17 protein-coding genes and 1 tRNA gene are annotated in these 23,769 nt (G+C 69.0%); 9 read left to right on the top strand and 9 right to left on the bottom strand.

All coding sequences use genetic code 11. The annotated features are described in order from the left end of the window. Window positions 1-11: 11 nt before the first annotated feature. The 8 genes from ABZT17_RS28410 to rpmH form a co-directional block, all read right to left on the bottom strand. Entirely contained in the window at window positions 12-1,112 is a 1,101-nt protein-coding gene (locus ABZT17_RS28410; protein ID WP_356352703.1) for a ParB/RepB/Spo0J family partition protein, read from the bottom strand. Continuing rightward, window positions 1,109-2,182: a ParA family protein gene (locus ABZT17_RS28405; protein WP_356352724.1), complete on the bottom strand. Its 1,074-nt coding sequence runs from the start codon at window positions 2,180-2,182 to the stop codon at window positions 1,109-1,111. Before ABZT17_RS28405 ends, ABZT17_RS28410 begins: the two co-directional genes overlap by 4 nt. A 265-nt stretch (window positions 2,183-2,447) precedes the next feature. Beyond that, entirely contained in the window at window positions 2,448-3,164 is a 717-nt protein-coding gene (rsmG, locus tag ABZT17_RS28400; RefSeq protein WP_356352701.1) for a 16S rRNA (guanine(527)-N(7))-methyltransferase RsmG, read from the bottom strand. Between the two features lie 119 nt (window positions 3,165-3,283). Continuing rightward, on the bottom strand, window positions 3,284-3,796 hold the full coding sequence (locus tag ABZT17_RS28395) for a R3H domain-containing nucleic acid-binding protein (protein ID WP_356352700.1): 513 nt from the start codon (window positions 3,794-3,796) through the stop codon (window positions 3,284-3,286). Between the two features lie 15 nt (window positions 3,797-3,811). Next, window positions 3,812-5,116, bottom strand: coding sequence for a membrane protein insertase YidC (gene yidC / locus ABZT17_RS28390; RefSeq protein WP_356352698.1), 1,305 nt, complete (start codon window positions 5,114-5,116; stop codon window positions 3,812-3,814). 3 nt (window positions 5,117-5,119) lie between these two features. Then, window positions 5,120-5,494: a membrane protein insertion efficiency factor YidD gene (yidD, locus tag ABZT17_RS28385; protein WP_356352696.1), complete on the bottom strand. Its 375-nt coding sequence runs from the start codon at window positions 5,492-5,494 to the stop codon at window positions 5,120-5,122. Continuing rightward, on the bottom strand, window positions 5,491-5,862 hold the full coding sequence (gene rnpA / locus ABZT17_RS28380) for a ribonuclease P protein component (protein WP_356352694.1): 372 nt from the start codon (window positions 5,860-5,862) through the stop codon (window positions 5,491-5,493). The genes yidD and rnpA overlap by 4 nt, the downstream gene beginning before the upstream one ends. A 21-nt stretch (window positions 5,863-5,883) precedes the next feature. After that, entirely contained in the window at window positions 5,884-6,021 is a 138-nt protein-coding gene (rpmH, locus tag ABZT17_RS28375) for a 50S ribosomal protein L34 (RefSeq protein WP_015659252.1), read from the bottom strand. Window positions 6,022-6,405: 384 nt separating this feature from the next. On the opposite strand from rpmH, the gene dnaA reads away from it, so the two are divergent. From dnaA to ABZT17_RS28330, 9 genes are all read left to right on the top strand, one after another. Then, complete coding sequence (dnaA, locus tag ABZT17_RS28370; protein ID WP_356352692.1) at window positions 6,406-8,466, top strand: chromosomal replication initiator protein DnaA; 2,061 nt, start codon at window positions 6,406-6,408, stop codon at window positions 8,464-8,466. 877 nt (window positions 8,467-9,343) lie between these two features. Further along, window positions 9,344-10,474 (top strand): DNA polymerase III subunit beta, encoded by a 1,131-nt coding sequence (dnaN, locus tag ABZT17_RS28365; RefSeq protein ID WP_356352690.1) that lies wholly within the window; start codon window positions 9,344-9,346, stop codon window positions 10,472-10,474. A 179-nt stretch (window positions 10,475-10,653) separates the two neighbouring features. Further along, window positions 10,654-11,529, top strand: a complete 876-nt coding sequence (gnd, locus tag ABZT17_RS28360; protein WP_356352689.1) for a phosphogluconate dehydrogenase (NAD(+)-dependent, decarboxylating) — start codon at window positions 10,654-10,656, stop codon at window positions 11,527-11,529. A 53-nt stretch (window positions 11,530-11,582) separates the two neighbouring features. Continuing rightward, window positions 11,583-12,704 (top strand): DNA replication/repair protein RecF, encoded by a 1,122-nt coding sequence (recF, locus tag ABZT17_RS28355; RefSeq protein WP_356352687.1) that lies wholly within the window; start codon window positions 11,583-11,585, stop codon window positions 12,702-12,704. Further along, complete coding sequence (locus tag ABZT17_RS28350; RefSeq protein ID WP_356352685.1) at window positions 12,701-13,231, top strand: DciA family protein; 531 nt, start codon at window positions 12,701-12,703, stop codon at window positions 13,229-13,231. The genes recF and ABZT17_RS28350 overlap by 4 nt, the downstream gene beginning before the upstream one ends. Before the next feature lie 398 nt (window positions 13,232-13,629). Further along, window positions 13,630-15,690, top strand: a complete 2,061-nt coding sequence (gene gyrB / locus ABZT17_RS28345) for a DNA topoisomerase (ATP-hydrolyzing) subunit B (protein ID WP_356352683.1) — start codon at window positions 13,630-13,632, stop codon at window positions 15,688-15,690. A 42-nt stretch (window positions 15,691-15,732) separates the two neighbouring features. Then, window positions 15,733-18,327, top strand: coding sequence for a DNA gyrase subunit A (gene gyrA / locus ABZT17_RS28340; protein ID WP_356352681.1), 2,595 nt, complete (start codon window positions 15,733-15,735; stop codon window positions 18,325-18,327). Window positions 18,328-18,345: 18 nt separating this feature from the next. After that, complete coding sequence (locus tag ABZT17_RS28335) at window positions 18,346-19,197, top strand: DUF3566 domain-containing protein (protein WP_356352679.1); 852 nt, start codon at window positions 18,346-18,348, stop codon at window positions 19,195-19,197. A gap of 101 nt (window positions 19,198-19,298) precedes the next feature. Further along, window positions 19,299-19,375: transfer RNA gene (locus ABZT17_RS28330), tRNA-Ile, on the top strand. A 213-nt stretch (window positions 19,376-19,588) separates the two neighbouring features. On the opposite strand, the gene ABZT17_RS28325 is transcribed toward ABZT17_RS28330, so the two are convergent. Beyond that, window positions 19,589-23,572 carry a hypothetical protein gene (locus tag ABZT17_RS28325; RefSeq protein WP_356352677.1) on the bottom strand — a complete coding sequence of 1,328 codons (3,984 nt, stop codon included), beginning with the start codon at window positions 23,570-23,572 and terminating at the stop codon, window positions 19,589-19,591. Window positions 23,573-23,769: the final 197 nt, after the last annotated feature.

Raw genomic sequence — 23,769 nt, 5'->3', positions numbered from 1 at the left:
CCAGGGGCTCGTCAGCCCTCGTCCTCCTCGGAGCCGCCGTCCAGCAGGCTCTTCTGCAGGACAGGCCCCTCACCGGGAGCGAGGCTGCTGAGGATCCGCTCCAGGTCCTCCATCGAGGCGAACTCGACGGTGATCTTGCCCTTCTTCTGCCCCAGGTCGACCTTCACCCGCGTCTCGAAACGGTCCGAGAGCCGGGTGGCGAGGTCGGACAGCGCCGGCGAGACCCGGGCGCCCGCCCGCGGCCCCTTGGAGCGCTGGGCCGTCTGCGGACGCGAGCCCATGAGGGTCACGATCTCCTCGACGGCCCGCACCGACAGCCCCTCGGCGACGATCCGGTGGGCCAGACGATCCTGCTCCTCCGAGTCGTCCACGGAGAGCAGCGCCCGCGCATGGCCGGCGGACAGCACTCCGGCGGCCACCCGGCGCTGGACCGCCGGCGACAGCTTCAGCAGACGGAGCGTGTTGGAGACCTGCGGACGGGAGCGGCCGATGCGGTCCGCCAGCTGGTCGTGCGTGCAGTTGAAGTCCTTCAGGAGCTGGTCGTAGGCGGCGGCCTCTTCCAGCGGATTCAGCTGGGCGCGGTGCAGGTTCTCCAGGAGGGCGTCCAGGAGAAGCTTGTCGTCGTCCGTGGCCCGCACGATCGCCGGGATCGCGTCCAAACCGGCCTCACGGCTGGCCCGCCAGCGACGCTCGCCCATGATGAGCTCGTAGCGCGAGGGACCGACCTGCCGCACGACGACCGGCTGGAGCAGGCCGACCTCCTTGATGGAGGTGACCAGTTCTTGCAGGGCGTCCTCGTCGAACACCTCACGCGGCTGACGCGGGTTCGGCGTGATGGAGTCGAGGGGGAGTTCCGCGAAGTGGGCGCCCATGGAGGACGCGGACGTCTCCGCATAGCCGTTGAACGGCGGCTCCTCGGTTTCATGTGAAACAGGCGGCAGCGTGGCCACCTTCGCCGCAGCCACTCCGCGGTCGGACGTCAGCACCGGCACAGTGGCCGGGGATGCGGAGCCCGCACCTCCCACCGCCGCCGGGGCCGGCGTCTTCTCCGTCGGGGCAGCGGGGATCAGTGCGCCGAGTCCACGGCCCAAACCCCTCCGTCGCTCGCTCACTGAATACCCTCCACCATGCTCGGGTTGCTCTGGGCGCCGATATGGGCCTGCGTCGGGTCATAGCTGACGCCGACACCCTTCAGCGCGATTTCTCGTGCCGCCTCAAGATAGGACAAGGCACCGCTTGACCCCGGATCGTAGGTCAGCACTGTCTGTCCATAGCTCGGCGCCTCGGAGATACGGACCGAGCGGGGAATGCTCGTCCGCAGCACCTCGTCGCCGAAGTGGGTGCGCACCTCTTCCGCGACCTGCGACGCGAGTCGCGTCCGGCCGTCGTACATGGTGAGCAGGATCGTCGATACATGCAGGGCGGGGTTGAGGTGCCCCCGCACCAGATCGACGTTGCGCAGCAGCTGGCCCAGGCCCTCCAGGGCGTAGTACTCGCACTGGATCGGGATGAGAACCTCGGCACCGGCGACCAAGGCATTGACCGTCAGCAGACCGAGTGAGGGCGGGCAGTCGATGAGGATGTAGTCCAGCGGGTGCTCATAGGCCTGGATCGCCCGCTGGAGTCGACTCTCTCGTGCCACCAGGGACACCAGCTCGATCTCCGCACCGGCGAGATCGATCGTGGCGGGGGCGCAGAAGAGCCCTTCGACATCCGGGACGGGCTGGACGACTTCGGCCAGCGGCTTGCTGTCGATGAGCACGTCGTAGATGGATGGCACTTCGGCGTGGTGGTCGATCCCCAGAGCCGTGGACGCGTTGCCCTGAGGGTCGAGGTCGACCACCAGGACCCGGCCCCCGTGCACGGCCAGCGAAGCGGCGAGGTTGACCGTGGTCGTGGTTTTGCCCACGCCACCCTTCTGGTTGGCGACCACGATGACTCGGGTCTGCTCGGGCCGTGGCAGGCCCTCGCCGGCACGGCTCAGAGCCTCTACCGCCAGTTGGGCAGCACGACCGATCGGAGTGTCGTCCATCGGGGGCGGTGTTTCACGTGAAACATCGTCCCCCATCGACTCGGTACGGGGACCGGGGACCGGATCGGTCATCGGTCCCGCGATGTTGGCGTCGGACCGCAAGGATTCACTCTCCTCGACTTCAGGCTCGCAATGAACAGAGCCTCCCATGTCTTCGGGGTCGTGAACCAGTGAGGCCTGGTGTTCTGTGGAGAAATCCACCTCTGTGGACAACTCCACACCCTCATCGAGTGAACCGAGAGGCTTTCGGTCGCGGGGTTCGGCCGCGGCGCGGCCACGACTGATGATGCCGTGCAGCAGTGAGCGACGTTTCACGTGAAACACGATGCACAGACACGGTGGCCGAACTGTCGCGACACTCCGGCATGCGTAGGTTTGGCAGCTTGTGTGGAGTACGGCTCGTCGTCAGTACGGATCAGCGGCGCCGACGTGTCCGGCCGGTGCGAGCCGCCTTGGCACGCTTGGCGGCGAAGCGCACACCACCGGGACTCTCGCCGACCTCGACCCGTACGACGGTGGACAAGGGGTCCACCACTCCCTCACCCACATGCAGGATGGATGTCTCCACCGCGCCGAGCTTGCTCAGCGCGGTCGCCGCGCTCTTCAGCTCCTCCTCCGCGGTGTCGCCCTTGAGCGCCAGCATCTCCCCGTACGGCCGCAGGAGCGGAATACCCCAGGTGGCCAGTCGGTCCAGCGGGGCCACGGCTCGCGCGGTCACCACATGCACCGGCGGCACCTTGCCCATGACTTCCTCGGCCCGGCCCCGCACGACCGTCACATGGTCCAGGCCCAGCAGCTCCACGACCTCCGTGAGGAAGTTCGTGCGACGCAGCAGCGGCTCCAGAAGAGTGATCTTGATGTCGTCGCGGACGAGTGCCAGGGGAATGCCGGGCAGGCCGGCCCCGGAGCCGACATCGCACACCGTCACCCCCTCGGGCACGACCTCGGAGAGGACCGCGCAGTTCAGCAGGTGCCGCTCCCACAGGCGAGGGACTTCGCGCGGGCCGATCAGACCGCGCTGCACACCCGCCTCCGCGAGCAGCTCCGCGTAACGAACCGCGTCCGCGAAGCGATCACCGAACACCTCACGCGCCTGCTCGGGCGCGGGGGGAAGCTCCGCTGCCTCCGTCACGGGGGACCGTCCTTCCGTACCGCATCAGCGCGACCAGGCGCCGACCACCAGAACTAACAGGCTGACAAAATCCGGCCCCGTCTGCGCTACAGACGGGGCCGGAGGGACGAACGGACCGATCAGGCGGGCAGTACGACGACGAAGCGCTCTGGCTCCTCGCCCTCGGACTCGCTGCGCAGGCCCGCGGCCTTGACCGCGTCGTGCACCACCTTGCGCTCGAACGGCGTCATCGGCTGCAGCTTCACGGGCTCGCCGGTGTTCCTGGCATCGGCGGCGGCCTTCGCGCCCAGCTCGGACAGCTCGGCACGCTTCTTGGCCCGGTAGCCCGCGATGTCCAGCATCAGCCGGCTGCGGTCCCCGGTCTCCCGGTGCACGGCCAGACGCGTCAGTTCCTGAAGCGCCTCCAGCACCTCACCGTCACGGCCGACCAGCTTCTGCAGGTCTCGGCCGCCCGAGTCGCTGATGATCGAGACAGCGGCGCGGTCGGCCTCGACGTCCATGTCGATGTCGCCGTCGAGATCGGCGATGTCCAGCAGACCCTCGAGGTAGTCCGCCGCGATCTCGCCCTCCTGCTCCAGGCGGGTCAGGGTGTCTGCACCCTCGGCAGCGGCGGAGGTGGTGCCTTCCGTCACGGGATGGACTCCTTCTTACTTCTTGGACGGGGACTTGGGGCGCTGCGGGCCCTTGCGCTGCCCGGACTGGGCCTTGCTGCGGGTGCCGCTGCCGGGCTGGGCCTTCTTGGCTGCGGGGGCAGGCTTGGCGTCCTGGGGCTCGGCGTCCTGGGGCTCGTCGGACTTACTCAGCGAGGTGGCCGAACCGGAGGCCGAGTCGGACGAAGCGGACTCCGCCGACTTCGCACCGGACTGACGCTGGGACTTGGTCTGACGCTTGGGCTGCTGGCGCTTGGGGGCGGCGGTGCCGGTGGTCGGCGTACCGTCCTCGGACTCGACCGCGACGGCGCCCTCGCTCTTCACCACGGCGCCGTCGGTCTGGGCCGCGAGGCCCGCCTTGGTCAGACCGTTGATGAACTTGCGCTCGAACTCGTTGCGGTCGCGGCCCTTGGCGACGATCGCCTTGATGATCGTGCGCTCGCTGCGCTTGCGGGCCTTGCCGTGGGTCGTGACGTGCTTGGTCAGGCGCTCCAGGTAGGCGGCCTGGGCCTTGGAACCCGGGGTCGGGTTGTTGTGGATGACGTACATCTGCTGGCCCATGGTCCACACGTTGGTGGTCAGCCAGTAGACGAGCACACCGACCGGGAAGTTGATGCCGAAGACGGCGAACATCACCGGGAAGACGTACATCAGCATCTTCTGCTGCTGCATGAACGGCGTCTTCACCGTGGTGTCGACGTTCTTCGTCATCAGCTGGCGCTGCGTGTAGAACTGCGACGCCGACATCAGGACGATCATGATCGCGGTGACGACCCGGACGTCGGTGAGGGTGGCGCCGAGCGCGTCCACCTTCGCGGCGCTGTCGGTGAACTTCGCCGCGAGCGGGGCACCGAAGATATGCGCCTTACGGGCGCTGGCCAGCAGCGACTCGTTGATGACACCGATCGTCGAGCCCGTGGCGATGCCGTTGAGCACGTGGTACAGGGCGAAGAAGAACGGCGACTGCGCCAGGATGGGAAGGCACGAGGAGAGCGGGTTGGTGCCCGTCTCCTTGTACAGCTTCATCATCTCTTCGGACTGACGCTGCTTGTCGTTCTTGTAGCGCTCCTGGATCTTCTTCATCTCGGGCTGGAGCGTCTGCATCGCCCGGGTCGACTTGATCTGCTTCACGAAGAGCGGGATCAAGCAGATACGGATCAGGATCACCAGGGACACGATGGACAGGCCCCAGGCCCAGCCCGTGTCGGGACCGAAGATCTTCCCGTACATCGAGTGGAACTGGACGATGACCCATGAGACGGGTGTCGTGATGAAGCTGAAGAGGCTGGCAATCGTGTCCACTAATCATGCTCCTTGGGCATGGGACGAGGTCTCTGCGGCCGGGCTCGAAGGAGGATTCTCTTCGGTGCTCGAAACAGGATTCTCTTCGGGGGCCGGTTCGGCGGAGGACCCGCCCCTGCGTGCACGCCACGCGTCACGCAGCATTTCGTGCCACCGAGGGCGCTTGCGCGGCGGGACATGGTCCACACCGCCCAGCGACCACGGATTGCACCGCAGGATGCGCCAGGCGGTGAGCGCCGTGCCCTTGATCGCACCGTGCCGGTCGATGGCCGTGTAGCCGTAGTGGGAACACGACGGGTAGTACTTACACACCGGCCCGAGCAGCGGACTGATCGTCCACTGGTAGAGCTTGATCAGAGCCAGCAGCGGGTACTTCATCGCGCGCCCCCTCCCAGCAGCCGCTCGATGGCGGCATCCAGGTCTCGGGCCAGTTGTGCATGGTCGGCGTCGCCCGCACCGGGCAGCGCTCGTACGACTACCAGGCTACCGGGGGGCAGGAGGGCCACTCGGTCCCGCATCAGATGACGCAGCCTGCGCTTCACCTTGTTGCGGACGACCGCGCCGCCCACTGCCTTGCTCACGACGAAACCCGCACGCGTCGGGGGAGCGCTCTCCCCAGGCGCGTGCGGGTCCCTGGCACCGCTACGAAGATGGACGACGAGACACGGGCGTCCGGCCCGGCGCCCTCGTCGTACCGCGGTCGCGAAGTCCTCGCGCCGCCTCAGCCGGTTCTCGGTGGGCAGCACGACGGCATGACCTGACCGGAATCAGGCGGACAGGCTCGCGCGACCCTTGGCACGACGGTTCGCGAGAATCGCGCGACCGGCACGGGTACGCATCCGCAGGCGGAAGCCGTGGGTCTTGGCACGACGACGGTTGTTCGGCTGGAAGGTGCGCTTGCTCACTCGGGGGCTCCAGAAATCAAATCGGTGGTGGCGGGTGCCGTCCTGGCTGTCACCGTGCGCCCACGAGTAGCTCGCAGTTACGCCCGATTGCACCGCTTCCCGATCACCTGACGCGATCTGTGCCCATCGGAGGCAGGCGGCAGCAGCCATCGACAACTCGACCTGGTTACGGTACGCGCGGCTACGCCATCCGGTCAAACCAGCGGTCACCGAGAGACACTATCCACAGGCTGGGGACAACAACTTGAACCGCACCCGTTGCCCTGACTACCGTGACTGAACTCCGATTCGTTCCCTTGAACCCTTGTTCATGGCTCCACCCCACTTGAATCCCGACCCGTCCCAGAACCACACGTTCGTGGGACCCGTGAGAGAGCGTGCCCTGTGGCTGACGTACCTGCCGATCTTGCCGCAGTGTGGCCACGAGTACTCGAGCAACTCCTCGGCGAAGGTCGTGGACAGGGCGTGGAGACGAAGGACGAGCACTGGATCCGCCGCTGCCAGCCCCTCGCGCTGGTCGCCGACACGGCCCTGCTCGCCGTACCGAACGAATTCGCGAAGGGCGTCCTGGAGGGCCGCCTCGCCCCCATCGTCAGCGAGACCCTGAGCCGCGAGTGCGGCCGCCCGATCCGTATCGCGATCACGGTCGACGACTCCGCGGGCGAGCCCCCCGCCCCGCCGGCACCCCCGGTCCGCCCGCAGCCCCGCTACGAGGAGCCCGAGCTCCCCTCCGGTCAGTACGACACGAGCCAGTACGACACCGGCCAGTACGACAACAACCAGTACGACGGATACGGCCGCCACCGCGCCGACGACCCGCGCCCGCCCCGGCCCGACCAGCTCCCGGGCGCCCCCGGCGACCAGCTGCCCACCGCCCGCCCCGCCTATCCGGGCGAGTACCAGCGCCCCGAGCCCGGCGCCTGGCCGCGCCCCTCCCAGGACGAGTACGGCTGGCAGCAGCAGCGCCTCGGCTTCCCCGAGCGGGACCCGTACGCCTCTCCGTCTCAGGACTCCTACGGCTCCCCCCAGGACTCCTACACACCGCCGGCCCAGGACACGTACGCCCCGTCCCAGGACTACCGCCCGCAGTCGATGGAGCGCCCGCCCTACGACAGCCCGCGCCCCGACTACGACAGCCCGCGCCCGGACTACGACCAGGGTCGCCCCGACTACGACAAACCCCGCCCGGACTACGACCAGGGCCGCTCCGACTACGACAAACCGCGTTCCGACTACGACCGCGGCCGGCCGGACTACGACCAGCGGAACGTCCGCCGGGAGGTGCCCGAGCAGCCGTCCGGATCCGGGCACGTCCACCGCGGCGGCCCGGTCGGCTCCGCGCTGCCCGCCTCCAGCGGTGCCCCCGGCCCGCTGGCCGCGAAGCCCGCACCGGCGACCGGCCCCGGCGAGCCCACCGCGCGCCTGAACCCGAAGTACCTCTTCGACACGTTCGTCATCGGCGCCTCCAACCGCTTCGCGCACGCGGCCGCCGTCGCGGTGGCCGAGGCGCCGGCGAAGGCGTACAACCCCCTCTTCATCTACGGGGAGTCGGGGCTCGGGAAGACCCACCTGCTGCATGCGATCGGGCACTACGCGCGCAGCCTCTACCCGGGCACACGCGTGCGCTACGTGAGCTCGGAGGAGTTCACCAACGAGTTCATCAACTCCATCCGCGACGGCAAGGGCGACAGCTTCCGCAAGCGGTACCGGGAGATGGACATCCTGCTCGTCGACGACATCCAGTTCCTCGCGGACAAGGAGTCGACGCAGGAGGAGTTCTTCCACACCTTCAACACGCTCCACAACGCCAACAAGCAGATCGTGCTCTCCAGCGACCGGCCGCCCAAGCAGCTGGTCACGCTGGAGGACCGGCTGCGGAACCGTTTCGAGTGGGGTCTGATCACCGACGTCCAGCCGCCCGAGCTGGAGACGCGCATCGCGATCCTGCGCAAGAAGGCGGTGCAGGAGCAGCTCAACGCCCCGCCGGAGGTACTGGAGTTCATCGCCTCCCGCATCTCGCGCAACATCCGCGAGCTGGAGGGGGCGCTGATCCGGGTGACGGCGTTCGCGTCGCTCAACCGGCAGCCGGTGGACCTCGGCCTGACGGAGATCGTCCTCAAGGACCTCATCCCCGGCGGGGAGGACTCGGCGCCCGAGATCACCTCCACGGCGATCATGAGCGCGACGGCGGACTACTTCGGACTGACCGTGGAGGACCTGTGCGGTACCTCCCGCGGCCGCGCGCTCGTCACCGCCCGCCAGATCGCCATGTACCTGTGCCGCGAGCTCACCGACCTCTCGCTGCCGAAGATCGGCGCGCTGTTCGGCGGCCGCGACCACACGACCGTCATGCACGCGGACCGCAAGATCCGCAATCTGATGGCCGAGCGGCGCTCCATCTACAACCAGGTGACCGAGCTGACCAACCGCATCAAGAACGGCTGACGGCCACCGAGTCACCGAGTCACCGCACTGAGGGCGCCCCCGGAGGAGATCCGGGGGCGCCCTTCGTCATGCGCGGGCACACACGCGTGCCATCCGCTGTTCGATTAGCCGCCGGGTTACGGCCGCCCTCCACAGATTCGCCGACTTTCTGCCGTCCACATCCTGGGGACCGCGAAGTTGTCCAGATCACGATCCACAGGTCCGCCGCCAGGAGATCATCAGGGCAGGTCAGGTGGCTGTGGATTCGTGGACGAAGGATCTCCACAGCCTGTGGACAGCAAGAAGATCCACAGCCTGTGCATCGAGTTGTCCACCGGCAACCCACAGATCGGGGCCGGTTGTCCCCAGCGATTAGGGGCTTCTCCACATGCCTGTCCACTGTTCGGCAACCCGACGCGCCTGATCACCGGGTCGAGTGAAAGCCGTCACACGAAGCTGCCGGGTTGGGCTGTGGGAAACGTGGGTAAAGCTGGGGACGGCTCTGGGGAGAAGTCGCCTCAGGCTGTGCACGGTGTGTGCAGAACTTTCCGTTCTCCACAGAACCGGCGAGTTGTCCACTGGTGTCACCCACAGGGTCCGTGGACAAAATTTCCGGTCTGACCTGCGAAAACGCGGTTATCCACCGTTTCCACAGCCCCTACTACTACTGCCAACTAGAGAGAGCTGGGAATCCGTTTCGAAGCGGGGCCTGTGCACAACTCGCTGTCCGGCTCCCGGCTGCCCCTCATCACGACTTGACCCCGAGAGGCACCTACTGTCAGTGGGGTGCGTCAGACTGTTCCCCGGTGTCCTTCCCGTCACAGGGGCCGATGACACCGAGACAGACGACGAAGCCACGCAGGCCGAGAAGCGCCGGCAACAGCAGGAGGCGGCAACAGTGAAGATCCGGGTGGAACGCGACGTACTCGCGGAGGCAGTGGCCTGGGCGGCGCGCAGCCTTCCGGCCCGTCCGCCGGCGCCTGTCCTCGCCGGCCTCCTGCTGAAGGCCGAGGACGGCGCTCTGAGCCTGTCCAGCTTCGACTACGAGGTGTCCGCGCGCGTGAGCGTCGAGGCGGAGGTCGAGGAGGAGGGCACGGTCCTCGTCTCGGGCCGGCTGCTCGCCGACATCTGCCGCGCGCTCCCCAACCGCCCGGTGGAGATTTCCACAGACGGTGTACGGGCGACCGTGGTCTGCGGCTCCTCGCGGTTCACACTCCACACCCTGCCTGTGGAGGAGTACCCGGCGCTGCCCCAGATGCCGAGCGCGACCGGCACCGTCCCCGGTGAGGTCTTCGCTTCCGCGGCCGCCCAGGTGGCCATCGCGGCCGGCCGTGACGACACCCTGCCGGTGCTCACCGGTGTGCGCATCGAGATCGAGGGCGACACCGTCACCCTGGCCTCGACCGACCGCTACCGCTTCGCGGTCCGTGAGTTCCTGTGGAAGCCCGAGAACCCGGAGGCCTCCGCGGTCGCGCTGGTGCCCGCGAAGACGCTCCTGGACACCGCCAAGGCGCTCACCAACGGTGACAGTGTGATCCTGGCGCTGTCCGGTTCCGGCGCGGGCGAGGGCCTGATCGGTTTCGAGGGCGCGGGGCGCCGGACGACGACCCGGCTGCTGGAGGGCGACCTCCCGAAGTACCGCTCGCTGTTCCCGACGGAGTTCAACTCCGTGGCCGTGATCGAGACCGCCCCCTTCGTGGAGGCCGTCAAGCGTGTGGCCCTGGTCGCCGAGCGGAACACCCCGGTACGGCTGAGCTTCGAGCAGGGCGTGCTGATCCTGGAGGCCGGTTCCAGCGACGACGCACAGGCTGTGGAGCGGGTGGACGCGCAGCTGGAGGGCGACGACGTGTCGATCGCCTTCAACCCGACCTTCCTGCTGGACGGCCTGAGCGCGATCGACTCCCCGGTCGCCCAGCTGTCGTTCACGACGTCCACCAAGCCCGCGCTGCTGAGCGGCAGGCCCGCGCTGGACGCGGAGGCGGACGACGCCTACAAGTACCTGATCATGCCGGTGCGTCTGAGCGGCTGAGATCCCCGCCCGGTTGTCCACAGGCCGTGGACGACCGGGCGCTCCTTTGGGGAGAACCCGCAGGTCGGGGCATACGTTTGAGCGGGTATGCCCACAGGTGTGCGTGAGGGTCCGGGTTTAGGCTCGGACGTAGGTACGAACGTGCCCCACACGCCACACAGCAACCTAAGGAACAACTGATGGAGCTCGGTCTCGTCGGCCTCGGCAAGATGGGCGGCAACATGCGCGAGCGGATCCGCCGCGCGGGCCACACCGTCGTCGGATACGACCGCAACCCGGACCTCGCGGATGTCCACAGCCTCAAAGAGCTTGTGGAGACCCTGGCGGCCCCGCGGGTGATCTGGGTGATGGTCCCGGCGGGCGTCCCCACCCAGCAGACCGTCGACGAGCTGGCCGAGCTCCTCCAGCCGGGCGACGTGGTCGTGGACGGCGGCAACTCCCGCTGGACGGACGACGAGAAGCACGCCGAGGAGCTCGCCGCCCAGGGCATCGGCTTCGTCGACTGCGGTGTCTCGGGCGGTGTCTGGGGCCTGGAGAACGGCTATGCGCTGATGTACGGCGGTGACGCGGAGCACGTCGCCAAGGTGCGGCCCGTCTTCGACGCCCTCAAGCCCGAGGGGAAGTTCGGCGCGGTGCACGCCGGCAAGGTCGGCGCGGGCCACTTCGCCAAGATGGTCCACAACGGCATCGAGTACGCGATGATGCAGGCCTATGCCGAGGGCTGGGAACTGCTGGAGAAGGTCGACTCGGTGACCGACGTCCGGGAGGTCTTCCGCTCCTGGCAGGAGGGCACCGTCATCCGCTCCTGGCTCCTGGACCTCGCGGTGAACGCCCTCGACGAGGACGAGCACCTGGACAGGCTGAAGGGTTTTGCACAGGACTCGGGCGAGGGACGCTGGACTGTGGAAGCCGCCATCGACAACGCCGTGCCGCTCCCGGCGATCGCGGCCTCCCTCTTCGCGCGGTTCGCGTCGCGCCAGGAGGACTCTCCGCAGATGAAGATGATCGCGGCGCTGCGCAACCAGTTCGGCGGCCACGCGGTCGAGACGAAGTAATCCACAGGGCTGTTGAGAACGGCCCACTACCTGGGGGAGGTCGGCGACCGACCATGCACGTCACGCATCTGTCGCTGGCCGACTTCCGCTCGTACGCCCGGGTCGAAGTTCCGCTCGACCCGGGCGTCACCGCCTTCGTCGGCCCGAACGGCCAGGGCAAGACCAACCTGGTCGAGGCCGTCGGCTATCTCGCCACCCTCGGCAGCCACCGCGTCGCCTCCGACGCCCCCCTGGTGCGCATGGGCGCCGACCGCGCGGTGATCCGCGCGCAGGTCAGACAGGGCGAGCGGCAGCAGCTGGTCGAGCTGGAGCTGAACCCCGGCAAGGCGAACCGCGCCCGCATCAACAGGTCATCGCAGGTCAGACCCCGTGACGTGCTCGGCATCGTACGGACCGTGCTGTTCGCGCCCGAGGATCTCGCCCTGGTCAAGGGCGACCCGGGTGAGCGGCGCCGGTTCCTCGACGAGCTGATCACGGCCCGCTCCCCGCGGATGGCCGGCGTGCGCTCGGACTACGAGCGGGTCCTCAAGCAGCGCAACACCCTGCTGAAGTCCGCCGCGCTGGCCCGTCGGCACGGTGGCCGCTCGATGGACCTGTCCACGCTCGACGTATGGGACCAGCATCTGGCGCGTGTGGGCGCCGAGTTGCTGGCTCAGCGGCTCGATCTGATCGCCGCGATCCAGCCGCTGGCGGACAAGGCGTACGAGCAACTCGCGCCCGGCGGGGGCCCGATCGCGCTCGACTACAAGCCGTCGGCCCCCGGTGAGGCGCACACGCGTGAGGATCTCTACGAGCAGCTGATGGGGGCGCTCGCGGAGGCGCGGAAGCAGGAGATCGAGCGCGGCGTGACCCTCGTAGGCCCTCATCGGGACGATCTGCTGCTGAAACTGGGGCAGTTGCCCGCCAAGGGGTACGCGTCGCACGGCGAGTCCTGGTCGTACGCGCTGGCGTTGCGGCTGGCCTCCTACGACCTCCTGCGGGCCGAGGGCAACGAGCCGGTGCTGGTGCTCGACGACGTGTTCGCCGAGCTGGACACCCGGCGCCGGGAGCGGCTGGCGGAGCTGGTCGCGCCGGGCGAGCAGGTGCTGGTGACGGCCGCGGTCGACGACGACGTACCGCATGTGCTGACGGGGACGCGGTTCGCCGTGTCGGACGGGACGGTGGAGCGCGTATGAGCACCCCGCAGGAGCCTGAGAAGGTCCCGGAGCCGTCCGGTGTCGACCTCGCGCGCGTGGCGCTGCGGGCGGCGAAGGAAGCCGCACGCGCGCGTGGCGACGCGGCCCAGCAGAAGAAGCAGGCGCGGCGCGGCGGGCTGCGCTCCGGCGCGCGCGCCGACGGGCGTGACCCTATGGCGTTCGGCGCGGCGATCAACCGGCTGATCACCGAGCGGGGCTGGGAGACACCCGCCGCCGTGGGCGGGGTGATGGGGCGCTGGCCGGAGATCGTCGGCGAGAAGCTGGCCGAGCACTGTGTGCCGCAGCGGTACGACGAGGACGAGCGCGTGCTGACGGTGCAGTGCGACTCCACGGCCTGGGCGACCGAGCTGCGCCGTCTCGCGCCCGCTCTGGTCGCCCGCCTCAACGAGGACCTGGGCCACGGCACCGTGCGGATGATCAAGGTGTTGAACCCCGGTGGCCCCGCCCGTCGCTACGGTCCCCTGCGTGCCCCGGGCTCCACCGGCCCCGGCGATACGTACGGGTGACAGACCTCACATCCGCAGGCCGTCGGCGGTCCCTTCGTACCGTGGGCGGCCGGGCTTTCGTGTGCCCGCACGCGGTTGCGAATCGCGACCTGACTCCCAAGTAGCCAAGGGTTGACAGCCGGAAGCGCTGAGTGCCTCCGTGAGCCTCTTGGAGCCCCGCTCCGTATATGGGGACCCGGCGGAGGCATATTGAGGGCGCCACATGAGGACTCAGGTACCGGCAAACCCCCATCACTGTCGGCGCTACCGGTAGACTGGAAGCCAATCCCGCCCCATTCATGGGGACCGCCCGGGACAAGCTGAGCAACGTTGATCAAGGCTTACCAACGCAACATGCCGCAGCCGCTCCGGCAACCCGCCGTGAAGCCCGGCTCGTGCTGTGCCAGAAAGGGCGCTTCGTGGCCGATTCCGGCAACCCCAACGAGAACATCCCGTCCACCGACGCCGGCGAGCACGCCGCGGTGACCTCGTCGAACGGCGAGGTCACCGCCTCGTACGACGCCAACGCCATCACCGTCCTCGAAGGCCTGGACGCGGTCCGCAAGCGCCCCGGTATGTACATCGGGTCCACCGGTGAGCGCGGTCTGCACCACCTGGTGCAGGAGGTCGTCGACAACTCGGTCGACGAGGCGCTGGCCGGCCACGCGGACACCATCGACGTGACGATCCTCGCGGACGGCGGCGTCCGCGTCGTCGACAACGGCCGCGGCATCCCGGTCGGCATCGTCCCCTCCGAGGGCAAGCCGGCCGTCGAGGTCGTGCTGACCGTGCTGCACGCGGGCGGCAAGTTCGGCGGCGGCGGCTACGCGGTCTCCGGCGGTCTGCACGGCGTGGGTGTCTCCGTCGTGAACGCCCTGTCGACCAAGGTGTCCGTCGAGGTCAGGACCGACGGCTTCCGCTGGACGCAGGACTACAAGATGGGCGTCCCGACGGCCCCGCTCGCCCAGCACGAGGCGACTCAGGAGCACGGCACCTCGGTCACCTTCTGGGCCGACCCGGACATCTTCGAGACGACCGACTACTCCTTCGAGACGCTGTCGCGGCGCTTCCAGGAGATGGCGTTCCTCAACAAGGGTCTGCGGATCAGGCTCACCGACGAGCGCGAGTCGGCGAAGGCCACCTCGGGAGCCGACGAGGCGGGCGCGGACGAGAAGGCCGAGGTCAAGTCGGTCGAGTACCACTACGAGGGCGGCATCGTCGACTTCGTGAAGTACCTCAACTCCCGCAAGGGGGACGTGGTGCACGCCACCGTGATCGACCTGGAGGCGGAGGACAAGGAGAAGCTCCTGTCCCTCGAGGTCGCGATGCAGTGGAACAGCAGCTACACCGAGGGCGTGTACTCCTTCGCGAACATCATCCACACGCACGAGGGCGGCACCCACGAAGAGGGCTTCCGCGCCGCGCTGACCTCGCTGATCAACAAGTACGCGCGCGACAAGAAGCTGCTTCGGGAGAAGGACGACAACCTCACGGGTGACGACATCCGCGAGGGTCTGACCGCGATCATCTCGGTGAAGCTGAGCGAGCCGCAGTTCGAGGGCCAGACCAAGACCAAGCTGGGCAACACCGAGGTGAAGACCTTCGTGCAGAAGGTCGTCTACGAGCACCTCACGGACTGGCTGGACCGCAACCCGAACGAAGCCGCGGACATCATCCGCAAAAGCATCCAGGCGGCCACCGCGCGCGTGGCGGCCCGCAAGGCCCGTGATCTGACGCGCCGCAAGGGTCTGCTGGAGTCGGCGTCCCTGCCCGGCAAGCTGAGCGACTGCCAGTCCAACGACCCCACCAAGTGCGAGATCTTCATCGTCGAGGGTGACTCCGCCGGCGGCTCGGCCAAGTCCGGCCGCAACCCGCAGTACCAGGCGATCCTCCCGATCCGCGGCAAGATCCTCAACGTGGAGAAGGCGCGGATCGACAAGATCCTGCAGAACCAGGAGATCCAGGCGCTGATCTCGGCCTTCGGCACGGGTGTGCACGAGGACTTCGACATCGAGAAGCTCCGCTATCACAAGATCATCCTGATGGCGGACGCCGACGTCGACGGCCAGCACATCAACACCCTGCTGCTGACCTTCCTGTTCCGCTTCATGCGGCCCCTGGTCGAAGCGGGCCATGTGTACCTGTCGCGTCCCCCGCTCTACAAGATCAAGTGGGGCCGGGACGACGTGGAGTACGCGTACTCCGACCGCGAGCGCGACGCCCTGATCGAGATGGGCCGCCAGCGCGGCAAGCGCATCCGCGAGGACTCGATCCAGCGCTTCAAGGGTCTCGGCGAGATGAACGCCGAGGAACTGCGCGTGACCACCATGGACATCGAGCACCGCGTCCTCGGCCAGGTCACCCTCGACGACGCCGCCCAGGCCGACGACCTCTTCTCGGTCCTGATGGGCGAGGACGTCGAGGCCCGCCGCGCGTTCATCCAGCGCAACGCCAAGGACGTCCGCTTCCTCGACATCTGAGTCGGTCTCAGCTGACCGCACCAGGAAGGATCTTCACCAGCAATGGCCGACGAGAACACTCCTGTCACCCCTGAAGAGGGCGGCGACGTCGTCATGCGGATCGAGCCCGTCGGGCTCGAGACCGAGATGCAGCGCTCGTACCTCGACTACGCGATGTCCGTCATCGTGGCCCGTGCGCTGCCGGACGTCCGGGACGGCCTCAAGCCCGTCCACCGCCGTGTCCTGTACGCGATGTACGACGGCGGCTACCGCCCCGAGCGCGGCTTCTACAAGTGCGCGCGCGTGGTCGGCGACGTCATGGGCAACTACCACCCGCACGGCGACAGTTCGATCTACGACGCACTGGTGCGCCTGGCGCAGCCGTGGTCGATGCGGATGCCGCTGGTGGACTCCAACGGCAACTTCGGCTCCCCGGGCAACGACCCGGCGGCGGCGATGCGCTACACCGAGTGCAAGATGGCGCCGCTGTCGATGGAGATGGTCCGTGACATCGACGAGGAGACCGTCGACTTCACGGACAACTACGACGGCCGTTCCCAGGAGCCGACGGTCCTGCCGGCCCGCTTCCCGAACCTGCTGATCAACGGCTCGGCCGGTATCGCGGTCGGCATGGCGACCAACATCCCGCCGCACAACCTGCGCGAGGTCGCGGCCGGTGCCCTGTGGTACCTGGACAACCCGGAGGCCTCGCACGAGGAGCTCCTGGACGCCCTCATCGAGCGCATCAAGGGCCCCGACTTCCCGACCGGCGCACTCGTCGTGGGCCGCAAGGGGATCGAGGAGGCGTACCGCACGGGCCGCGGCTCGATCACCATGCGGGCGGTCGTCGAGGTCGAGGAGATCCAGAACCGCCAGTGCCTGGTGGTCACGGAGCTGCCGTACCAGACCAACCCCGACAACCTCGCGCAGAAGATCGCCGACCTGGTCAAGGACGGCAAGGTCGGCGGCATCGCGGACGTCCGTGACGAGACGTCGTCGCGCACGGGCCAGCGGCTCGTGATCGTCCTGAAGCGGGACGCGGTCGCCAAGGTCGTGCTGAACAACCTCTACAAGCACACGGACCTGCAGACCAACTTCGGCGCCAACATGCTGGCGCTGGTCGACGGCGTCCCGCGCACCCTCTCCCTGGACGCGTTCATCCGCCACTGGGTGACGCACCAGATCGAGGTCGTCGTCCGCCGTACGCGCTTCCGGCTGCGCAAGGCCGAGGAGCGGGCGCACATCCTGCGTGGTCTGCTGAAGGCCCTGGACGCCATCGACGAGGTCATCGCGCTCATCCGGGCCAGCGAGACCGTCGAGATCGCGCGCACCGGCCTCATGCAGCTCCTGGAGATCGACGAGATCCAGGCGAACGCCATCCTCGAGATGCAGCTGCGGCGCCTCGCCGCCCTGGAGCGGCAGAAGATCGTCCAGGAGCACGACGAACTCCAGGCGAAGATCAACGAGTACAACGAGATCCTGGCCTCCCCGGTCCGCCAGCGCGGCATCGTCAGCGAGGAACTCACCGCGATCGTCGAGAAGTACGGCGACGACCGCAAGACGATGCTGGTGCCCTTCGACGGCGACATGTCCATGGAGGACCTGATCGCCGAAGAGGACATCGTCGTCACCATCACCCGCGGCGGCTACATCAAGCGCACCAAGACCGAGGACTACCGCTCGCAGAAGCGGGGCGGCAAGGGCGTGCGCGGCACGAAGCTGAAGCAGGACGACATCGTCGACCACTTCTTCGTCTCCACCACCCACCACTGGCTGCTGTTCTTCACCAACAAGGGCCGGGTGTACCGGGCGAAGGCGTACGAGCTTCCGGACGCCGGCCGTGAGGCGCGCGGCCAGCACGTCGCGAACCTGCTGGCCTTCCAGCCGGACGAGGCGATCGCCGAGATCCTCGCCATCCGGGACTACGACGCGGTGCCGTACCTGGTCCTCGCGACCAAGGGCGGTCTGGTCAAGAAGACGCCTCTGAAGGATTACGATTCGCCCAGGTCCGGCGGTGTCATCGCGATCAACCTCCGTGAGACGGAGGACGGTTCGGACGACGAACTGATCGGAGCCGAACTCGTCTCATCCGAGGATGATCTGCTTCTGATCAGCAAGAAGGCACAATCGATCAGGTTCACCGCCACGGACGAGGCATTGCGCCCCATGGGGCGTGCTACGTCCGGTGTCAAGGGCATGAGTTTCCGCGAGGGCGATGAACTTCTGTCGATGAATGTTGTTCGACCCGGTACGTTCGTGTTCACTGCCACAGACGGCGGGTACGCGAAGCGGACCGCCGTCGACGAGTACCGCGTCCAGGGTCGCGGTGGCCTGGGTATCAAGGCCGCCAAGATCGTGGAGGATCGCGGCTCGCTCGTCGGCGCGCTGGTGGTCGAGGAGAGCGACGAGATCCTCGCCATCACGCTGTCGGGCGGCGTGATTCGTACGCGAGTCAACGAGGTCAGGGAGACGGGCCGTGACACCATGGGCGTCCAACTGATCAACCTGGGCAAGCGCGATGCCGTGGTCGGTATCGCACGTAACGCCGAGGCGGGGCGCGAGGCGGAGGAGGTCGACGGTGACGACGCCGTGGACGAGACCGCCGAGAGCGCCGCGACCACCGGCACGGACGAGGGTGAGTCGCCCTCGGCCGAGTAGCACGAGGAGTGAGTCATCGTGAGCGGAGCCACGGGCGCCGGATCGGCCGGTACCTCCACCGGTAATTCCACCGGTACGGAATCGGACGGCGGCGGCCGTGGCTCCGCCGCGCGTGCGGCGGATCCGCACACGACCCAACTTCGCAAGGTCGAGGTGGACCCGACCAGTCCGCCCGCGACCGACTCCGAGGGATCGCAGGGGGGAACCGTGACGGACGCACGAGGTCCGCAGACGACGGGGGCGGGCGCAGCCGCCCCGCCGAAGGCACAACCGCAGTCACAGCCGCCGGCCCCGCCGAGGCCGCAGCCCCCGGCCCAGTCCGCCCCGCCGCAGCAGGCGCCCTCCCCGCTGCCCGGCGAGCGCCGGCCGCAGCAGCCGGCCGGCCCGTACCACCCGCCGCAGGCCTATCCGAACCCGGCGGCCCAGGCGCAGTCGCCCGCCGCCCCCGCACCGGCGGGCGCGGTACGACGCCCCCGCACCGGCGCGCGCACCATGCCCCGCATCCGCAAGGCACGGCTTCGGGTGGCGAAGGCCGACCCGTGGTCGGTGATGAAGGTGAGCTTCCTGCTCTCCATCGCGCTGGGCATCTGCACGATCGTCGCCTCGGCCGTGCTGTGGATGGTCATGGACGCGATGGGCGTCTTCTCGTCGGTCGGCGGCACCATCTCCGAGGCCACCGGCTCCAACGAGTCGAACGGCTTCGACCTGCAGTCCTTCCTGTCGCTGCCGCACGTCCTGATGTTCTCGTCGATCATCGCGGTCATCGACGTCGTCCTCGCGACGGCGCTGGCGACCCTCGGCGCGTTCATCTACAACCTCTCCGCGGGTTTCGTCGGCGGCATCGAGCTGACGCTCGCCGAGGACGAGTGAGGGACGTCGCTGATCAGCTCCCGATACCGATTTTGGGACTGCCCACGTCGTGCGCTAATCTTCAGGAGTCAGCGCGCGGGACACACACCGCAGAGCGCGGCGGGGCTATAGCTCAGTTGGTTAGAGCGCATCCCTGATAAGGATGAGGCCACAGGTTCAAATCCTGTTAGCCCCACCAGCGAAAAGACCCCCAACCGGTCATGGTTGGGGGTCTTTCTCGTCCTCGGCCGGCATCAAGGGCATCCCTGGCCGGCATCGACACCGGCGTATGAAAAGACCCGACCGCTGGCGACGGGGGATGCACCAGCGGTCGGGCTATGGCCAAGGGTAACAAGGTCGGTTGCCCGGCGGGAGCCAACTGTTCGGAGCGAACTGACACTTGTGATCCGGATCACCCGGTTCCGCTCTCGCACGGGGGATCGTAGGAGAGCCGCGGCAGGTACTCGTGCCACTTCTGAGGGGTCAGTACGCCCTTGGTGGTGGAGCAGATACGGCGGATCGCCGTGTCGACGTCGAGGTTCCACAGGCGGACCGTGTCGGAGCCGCTGGAGACGCCGAGGAGGTTGCTGGCCGGGCTGAAGGCGAGGAAGTGGCCGGTCCTGGCGTTGGGGCTCATCGACTGGCCGATGGGGGCCGCGTCGGACGGGTCGGCGACGTTCCACAGGCGGACCGTGTTGTCGTTGCCGCCGCTGGCCAGGGTCCGGCCGTCCCGGCTGAACGTCAGCGACACGACCGCCTCGGAGTGGCCGGTGAGCGGGGAGCCGAGGGGCTTCGCGTCGGCGGGGTCGGTCACGTTCCACAGCCGTACGGTGTCGTCGTCGCTGCCGCTGGCGAGGGTGTGGCCGTCCGGAGTGAAGGCCAGGGCGTTGACCGGCCCCTGGTGGCCCCGCAGCGGCTTGCCGAGCAGCTTCGGGTCCGCCGGGGCGGTGACGTCCCACAGGCGTACGGCGCCCTCCTCGCTCCCGGCGGCCAGGGCCCGGCCGTCCGGGGTGAAGGCCAGGGAGTCGATGAAGCCCCCGGGGCCGGTGAGCGGCTCGCCGAACGGCTTCACATGGGCCGGGTCGGCGACATTCCAGAGCCGGATCGTGCGGTCCTCGTAGGCGGTGGCGAGAATACGGCCGTCCGGACTGTAGGCGATCGCCTCGGGGCCCATGAATCGGGTCTTCAGACGGATGTCCGGTCCTGCGGAGACGGGATGGACGGGGTCCGTGACGTTCCACAGGGCGACCGAACGCTGGCCCGTCAGGACGACCAGGGTCCTGCCGTCGGGGGAGAAGGCCGGGGAGGGGTCGCCGTTGCCGGCGTCCATGAACGGTTTGCCCAGCAGGACGGGCCGGGCGGCGTCGCGTATGTCCCACAGCCGCATACGCCCGTCGCTCGCCGCCGTGGCCAGCACCTTGCCGTCGGGGCGGAAGGCGCCGCGGCCGCCGAACATGTCCGAGGTCGGGAGCGACCAGAGACGGACCTTGCTGTCACCGCTGCCGGTGGCGAGGGTCCTGCCGTCGGGGCTGAAGCCGAGGGCGTACATCTCCCCGCTGCCGCCCGCGAGCGGCTCGCCGATCTGCGAGGGGTAGGCGGGGTCGCGGACGTTCCACAGGCTCGCCGTGCTGTCGGCGCTGCCGGCGGCCAGCATGGTGCCGTCGGGGCTGAAGGCGACCGACCAGACCAGGCCGGTGTGACCGGTGAGCGGGGAGCCGAGGGGCTTCGCGTCGGCGGGGTCGGTCACGTCCCACAGCCGTACGGTGTCGTCCGCGCTGCCGCTGGCGAGGGTGTGGCCGTCCGGGCTGAAGGCCACGGAGTGCACGGTGGCCGTGTGCCCGGTCAGGGTCGGGCCGGTCCGCCTCGGATGGTTCGGGTCGGACATGTTCCACAGCATGACCGTGTTGTCGTCGCCCCCCGCGGCGAGCGTGCGCCCGTCCGGACTGATGGCGAGGGAGCGCACGGCGGCGGTGTGGTCGGTCAGCACGGCCCGCGATGTCGCGCGGGACGGGGTGGTCGTGTCCCACAGCCGTACGGTGTGGTCCTCGTCGGCGGTGGCGAGGGTGCGGCCGTCCGGACTGAAGGCGATCAGGTAGATCGTGCCGTCGTGCCCGTCCAGGGGCGCGCCCAGCGGCTTCGGCCGGCTGGGGTCGCGTACGTCCCACAGCCGGACCGTGCCGTCGTCCGAGGCGCTGGCGAGGGTCTTGCCGTCGGGGCTGAAGACCGCGCTGCTGACCCAACTGGTGTGGCCGGTCAGGGGTTTGCCCAGCGCTTTGGGACGGGTGCGGTCCGCCACGTTCCACAGCCGTACGGTCCGGTCGGCGCTGGCGGTGGCCAGGAGCCGGCCGTCCGGGCTGAAGGTGGTCAGGTACACGGCACCCGTGTGACCGAGCATCGGGGTGGCGAGCGGGGCGTTGACGATCGCGAGCAGCCGGTTGTTGGTGCCCGCGTCACCGGAACGCAGGTTGTGGGCGACCAGGTCGAGCTGTGCGGACAGTGAGGGGTCCGTGTACTGCACCCGGTCCGCCTCCGCGAGCACCTGTTCGAAAACGGCGTCGTCCCGCTGCTGCCACGCGACCACGGCCGCCCCGCCCGCGAGCACCGCCAGCACGACCAGCGCCGCCACCGCGCCCCGCCCGATCCACACCATCCGCCGGCGCAGCCGGACCGAGGCCGCCAGGAACTCCACCGCGCTGCGGGTCAGGAACCGGTCCCCCGCCGACCTCGCCCAGCTGTGCGCCTGCCCCAGCCTCGATCCCCGGTACAGCAGCGAGGAGTCGCGCCCCGAGTCCTCCCAGGCCCGGCCGTCCTCCTCGAGCCGCTGGCGCAGCAGATGGTCGCCGCGGTCCTCGTCGATCCACTCCCGCAGCCGTGGCCAGGCGTGCAGCAGCGCCTCGTGGGTGATCTCGACGGTCTCCGCGTCCAGCGTCACCAGCCGGGCGCGGACCAGCGCCTCCAGGGACTCCTCGGTCTTGCCGGGGTCCGTGGACTCCTGTGCCAGCTGCCGCCGGGTGCCCCGCCTGCGGGTGGCCTGGGTGTCCTCGCCGAGCCGCACCAGGCGGAGCAGCAGCAGCCGGGCCGCCGCTCGCGCCGCCGGGTCGAGGCCGGACCAGGCCCGCTCGGCGGTCGCGGCGACCGCGCCCTGGATGCCGCCCGCCGCGCGGTATCCGGCCAGCGTCAGCCGGCCCGCCTTGCGTCGCTGCCAGGTCGCGAGCAGGGCGTGCGACAGCAGCGGCAGCGCGCCCGCGTCATGCGCCCCGCGCGGGCCGTCCGCACTCACCTCCCGCACGATCAACTCCGCGAGACCCGGTTCGAGTTCCAGCCCCACGGCCTTCGCCGGACCGGTCACGGCCTCCCGCAGCTCCGCCGCGGTCAGCGGACCGAGCACCATGTGCCGGTGTTGCAGCGCGTCCGCCAGCTCGGGATAGGCCAGGCACTGCTCGTAGAAGTCGGCCCGGATACCGAGCACGACGAGCAGCGGGGCGAGGGCGCCCGCACCGGACGGCGAGCACGCCGCGTGCAGGACCTCGATGAACGTACGCCTGCTCGTCTCGTCCGGGCAGAGGGTGAAGGCCTCCTCGAACTGGTCCACGATCAGGACGGGACGGGCGGTGGACGCCGACTCCCGCCGCGCCCACGCCGCGACGGCCTGCCGTACGGCGTCCGGATCCGCGCCATCCGTGCCACCCGCGAGAACCTCGGCGAGTTCCGGTATTCGACGGGTCAGCTCGGCCGACGGGTCGGCGCCCGGTACGAACTGCACCACCGGGGGCGGCACACCGTCCTCGTCGCTCAGCGCGCCGTCACGGACGGCCGTCACCAGACCGGCGTTCAGCAGGGAGGACTTTCCGGCACCCGAGGCGCCGACGAGCATGACCAGGCCGCCGGCCTTCTCCGCCGTGCGCAACTGTTCGACCAGGGCCCCGGTGCTGCGCTCCCGGCCGAAGAACCAGCGGGCGTCCTCCTGCCGGTAGGAGGCCAGCCCCCGGTACGGGCACACACCGGCCTCGGCCGGCGTCTCCTCGGCCTCCGCCGCCGGCGCGGGACGCTCGCCGGCCGGGTCGGCCACGGCGCGCTCCCACAGGCGCTGCCACTGCGCCAGGTCGTACAGCCCCGGCGAGACCGGAGCGGGCCGGATCCGGCGGGCCTGGGGGATCAGGATGTGCAGCACCGCGGCGAGCGCGGTGAACTGCGCCGGCACGTTCTTGGCTCGGCGCCAGTCGCTGATCCGCTGCGCGGAGACCCGCACGGGCCGCCCCCGCTCGTCCTTCCGCTGCAGCTGTACGACAGCCTCGGCCACGCGAGTGAGGGGAGGGTTGCCCGCCTCCTTGTACAGCAGTGCAAGGCGCTCCGCGAAGGCTGTGCGTGCCCCTGAGTCGGAACTCAAGGCCTCCACCCCTACCTCCCCCGCGTTTGAACATCCGGACCGGAAAACTCACTTTATATGGCTGACCTGCGGGTTAAGGGTCCGGAAGAGGACCGGAGCCTCCTCGGTCCGCGCCCCAGCTGGCAGGATCCCGACCCGGTAGCGAGTTCATCACGCTACGTCCGCGCAGGCCATCGGCTCAGCACTCGGGGAGACAGCTCACGGCG

It is taken from the genome of Streptomyces sp. NPDC005648, assembly GCF_040605395.1.
Classification (GTDB): domain Bacteria; phylum Actinomycetota; class Actinomycetes; order Streptomycetales; family Streptomycetaceae; genus Streptomyces.
Note: the sequence above shows the minus strand (reverse complement) of the source record. Positions and strands in the feature narration are given on the sequence as shown.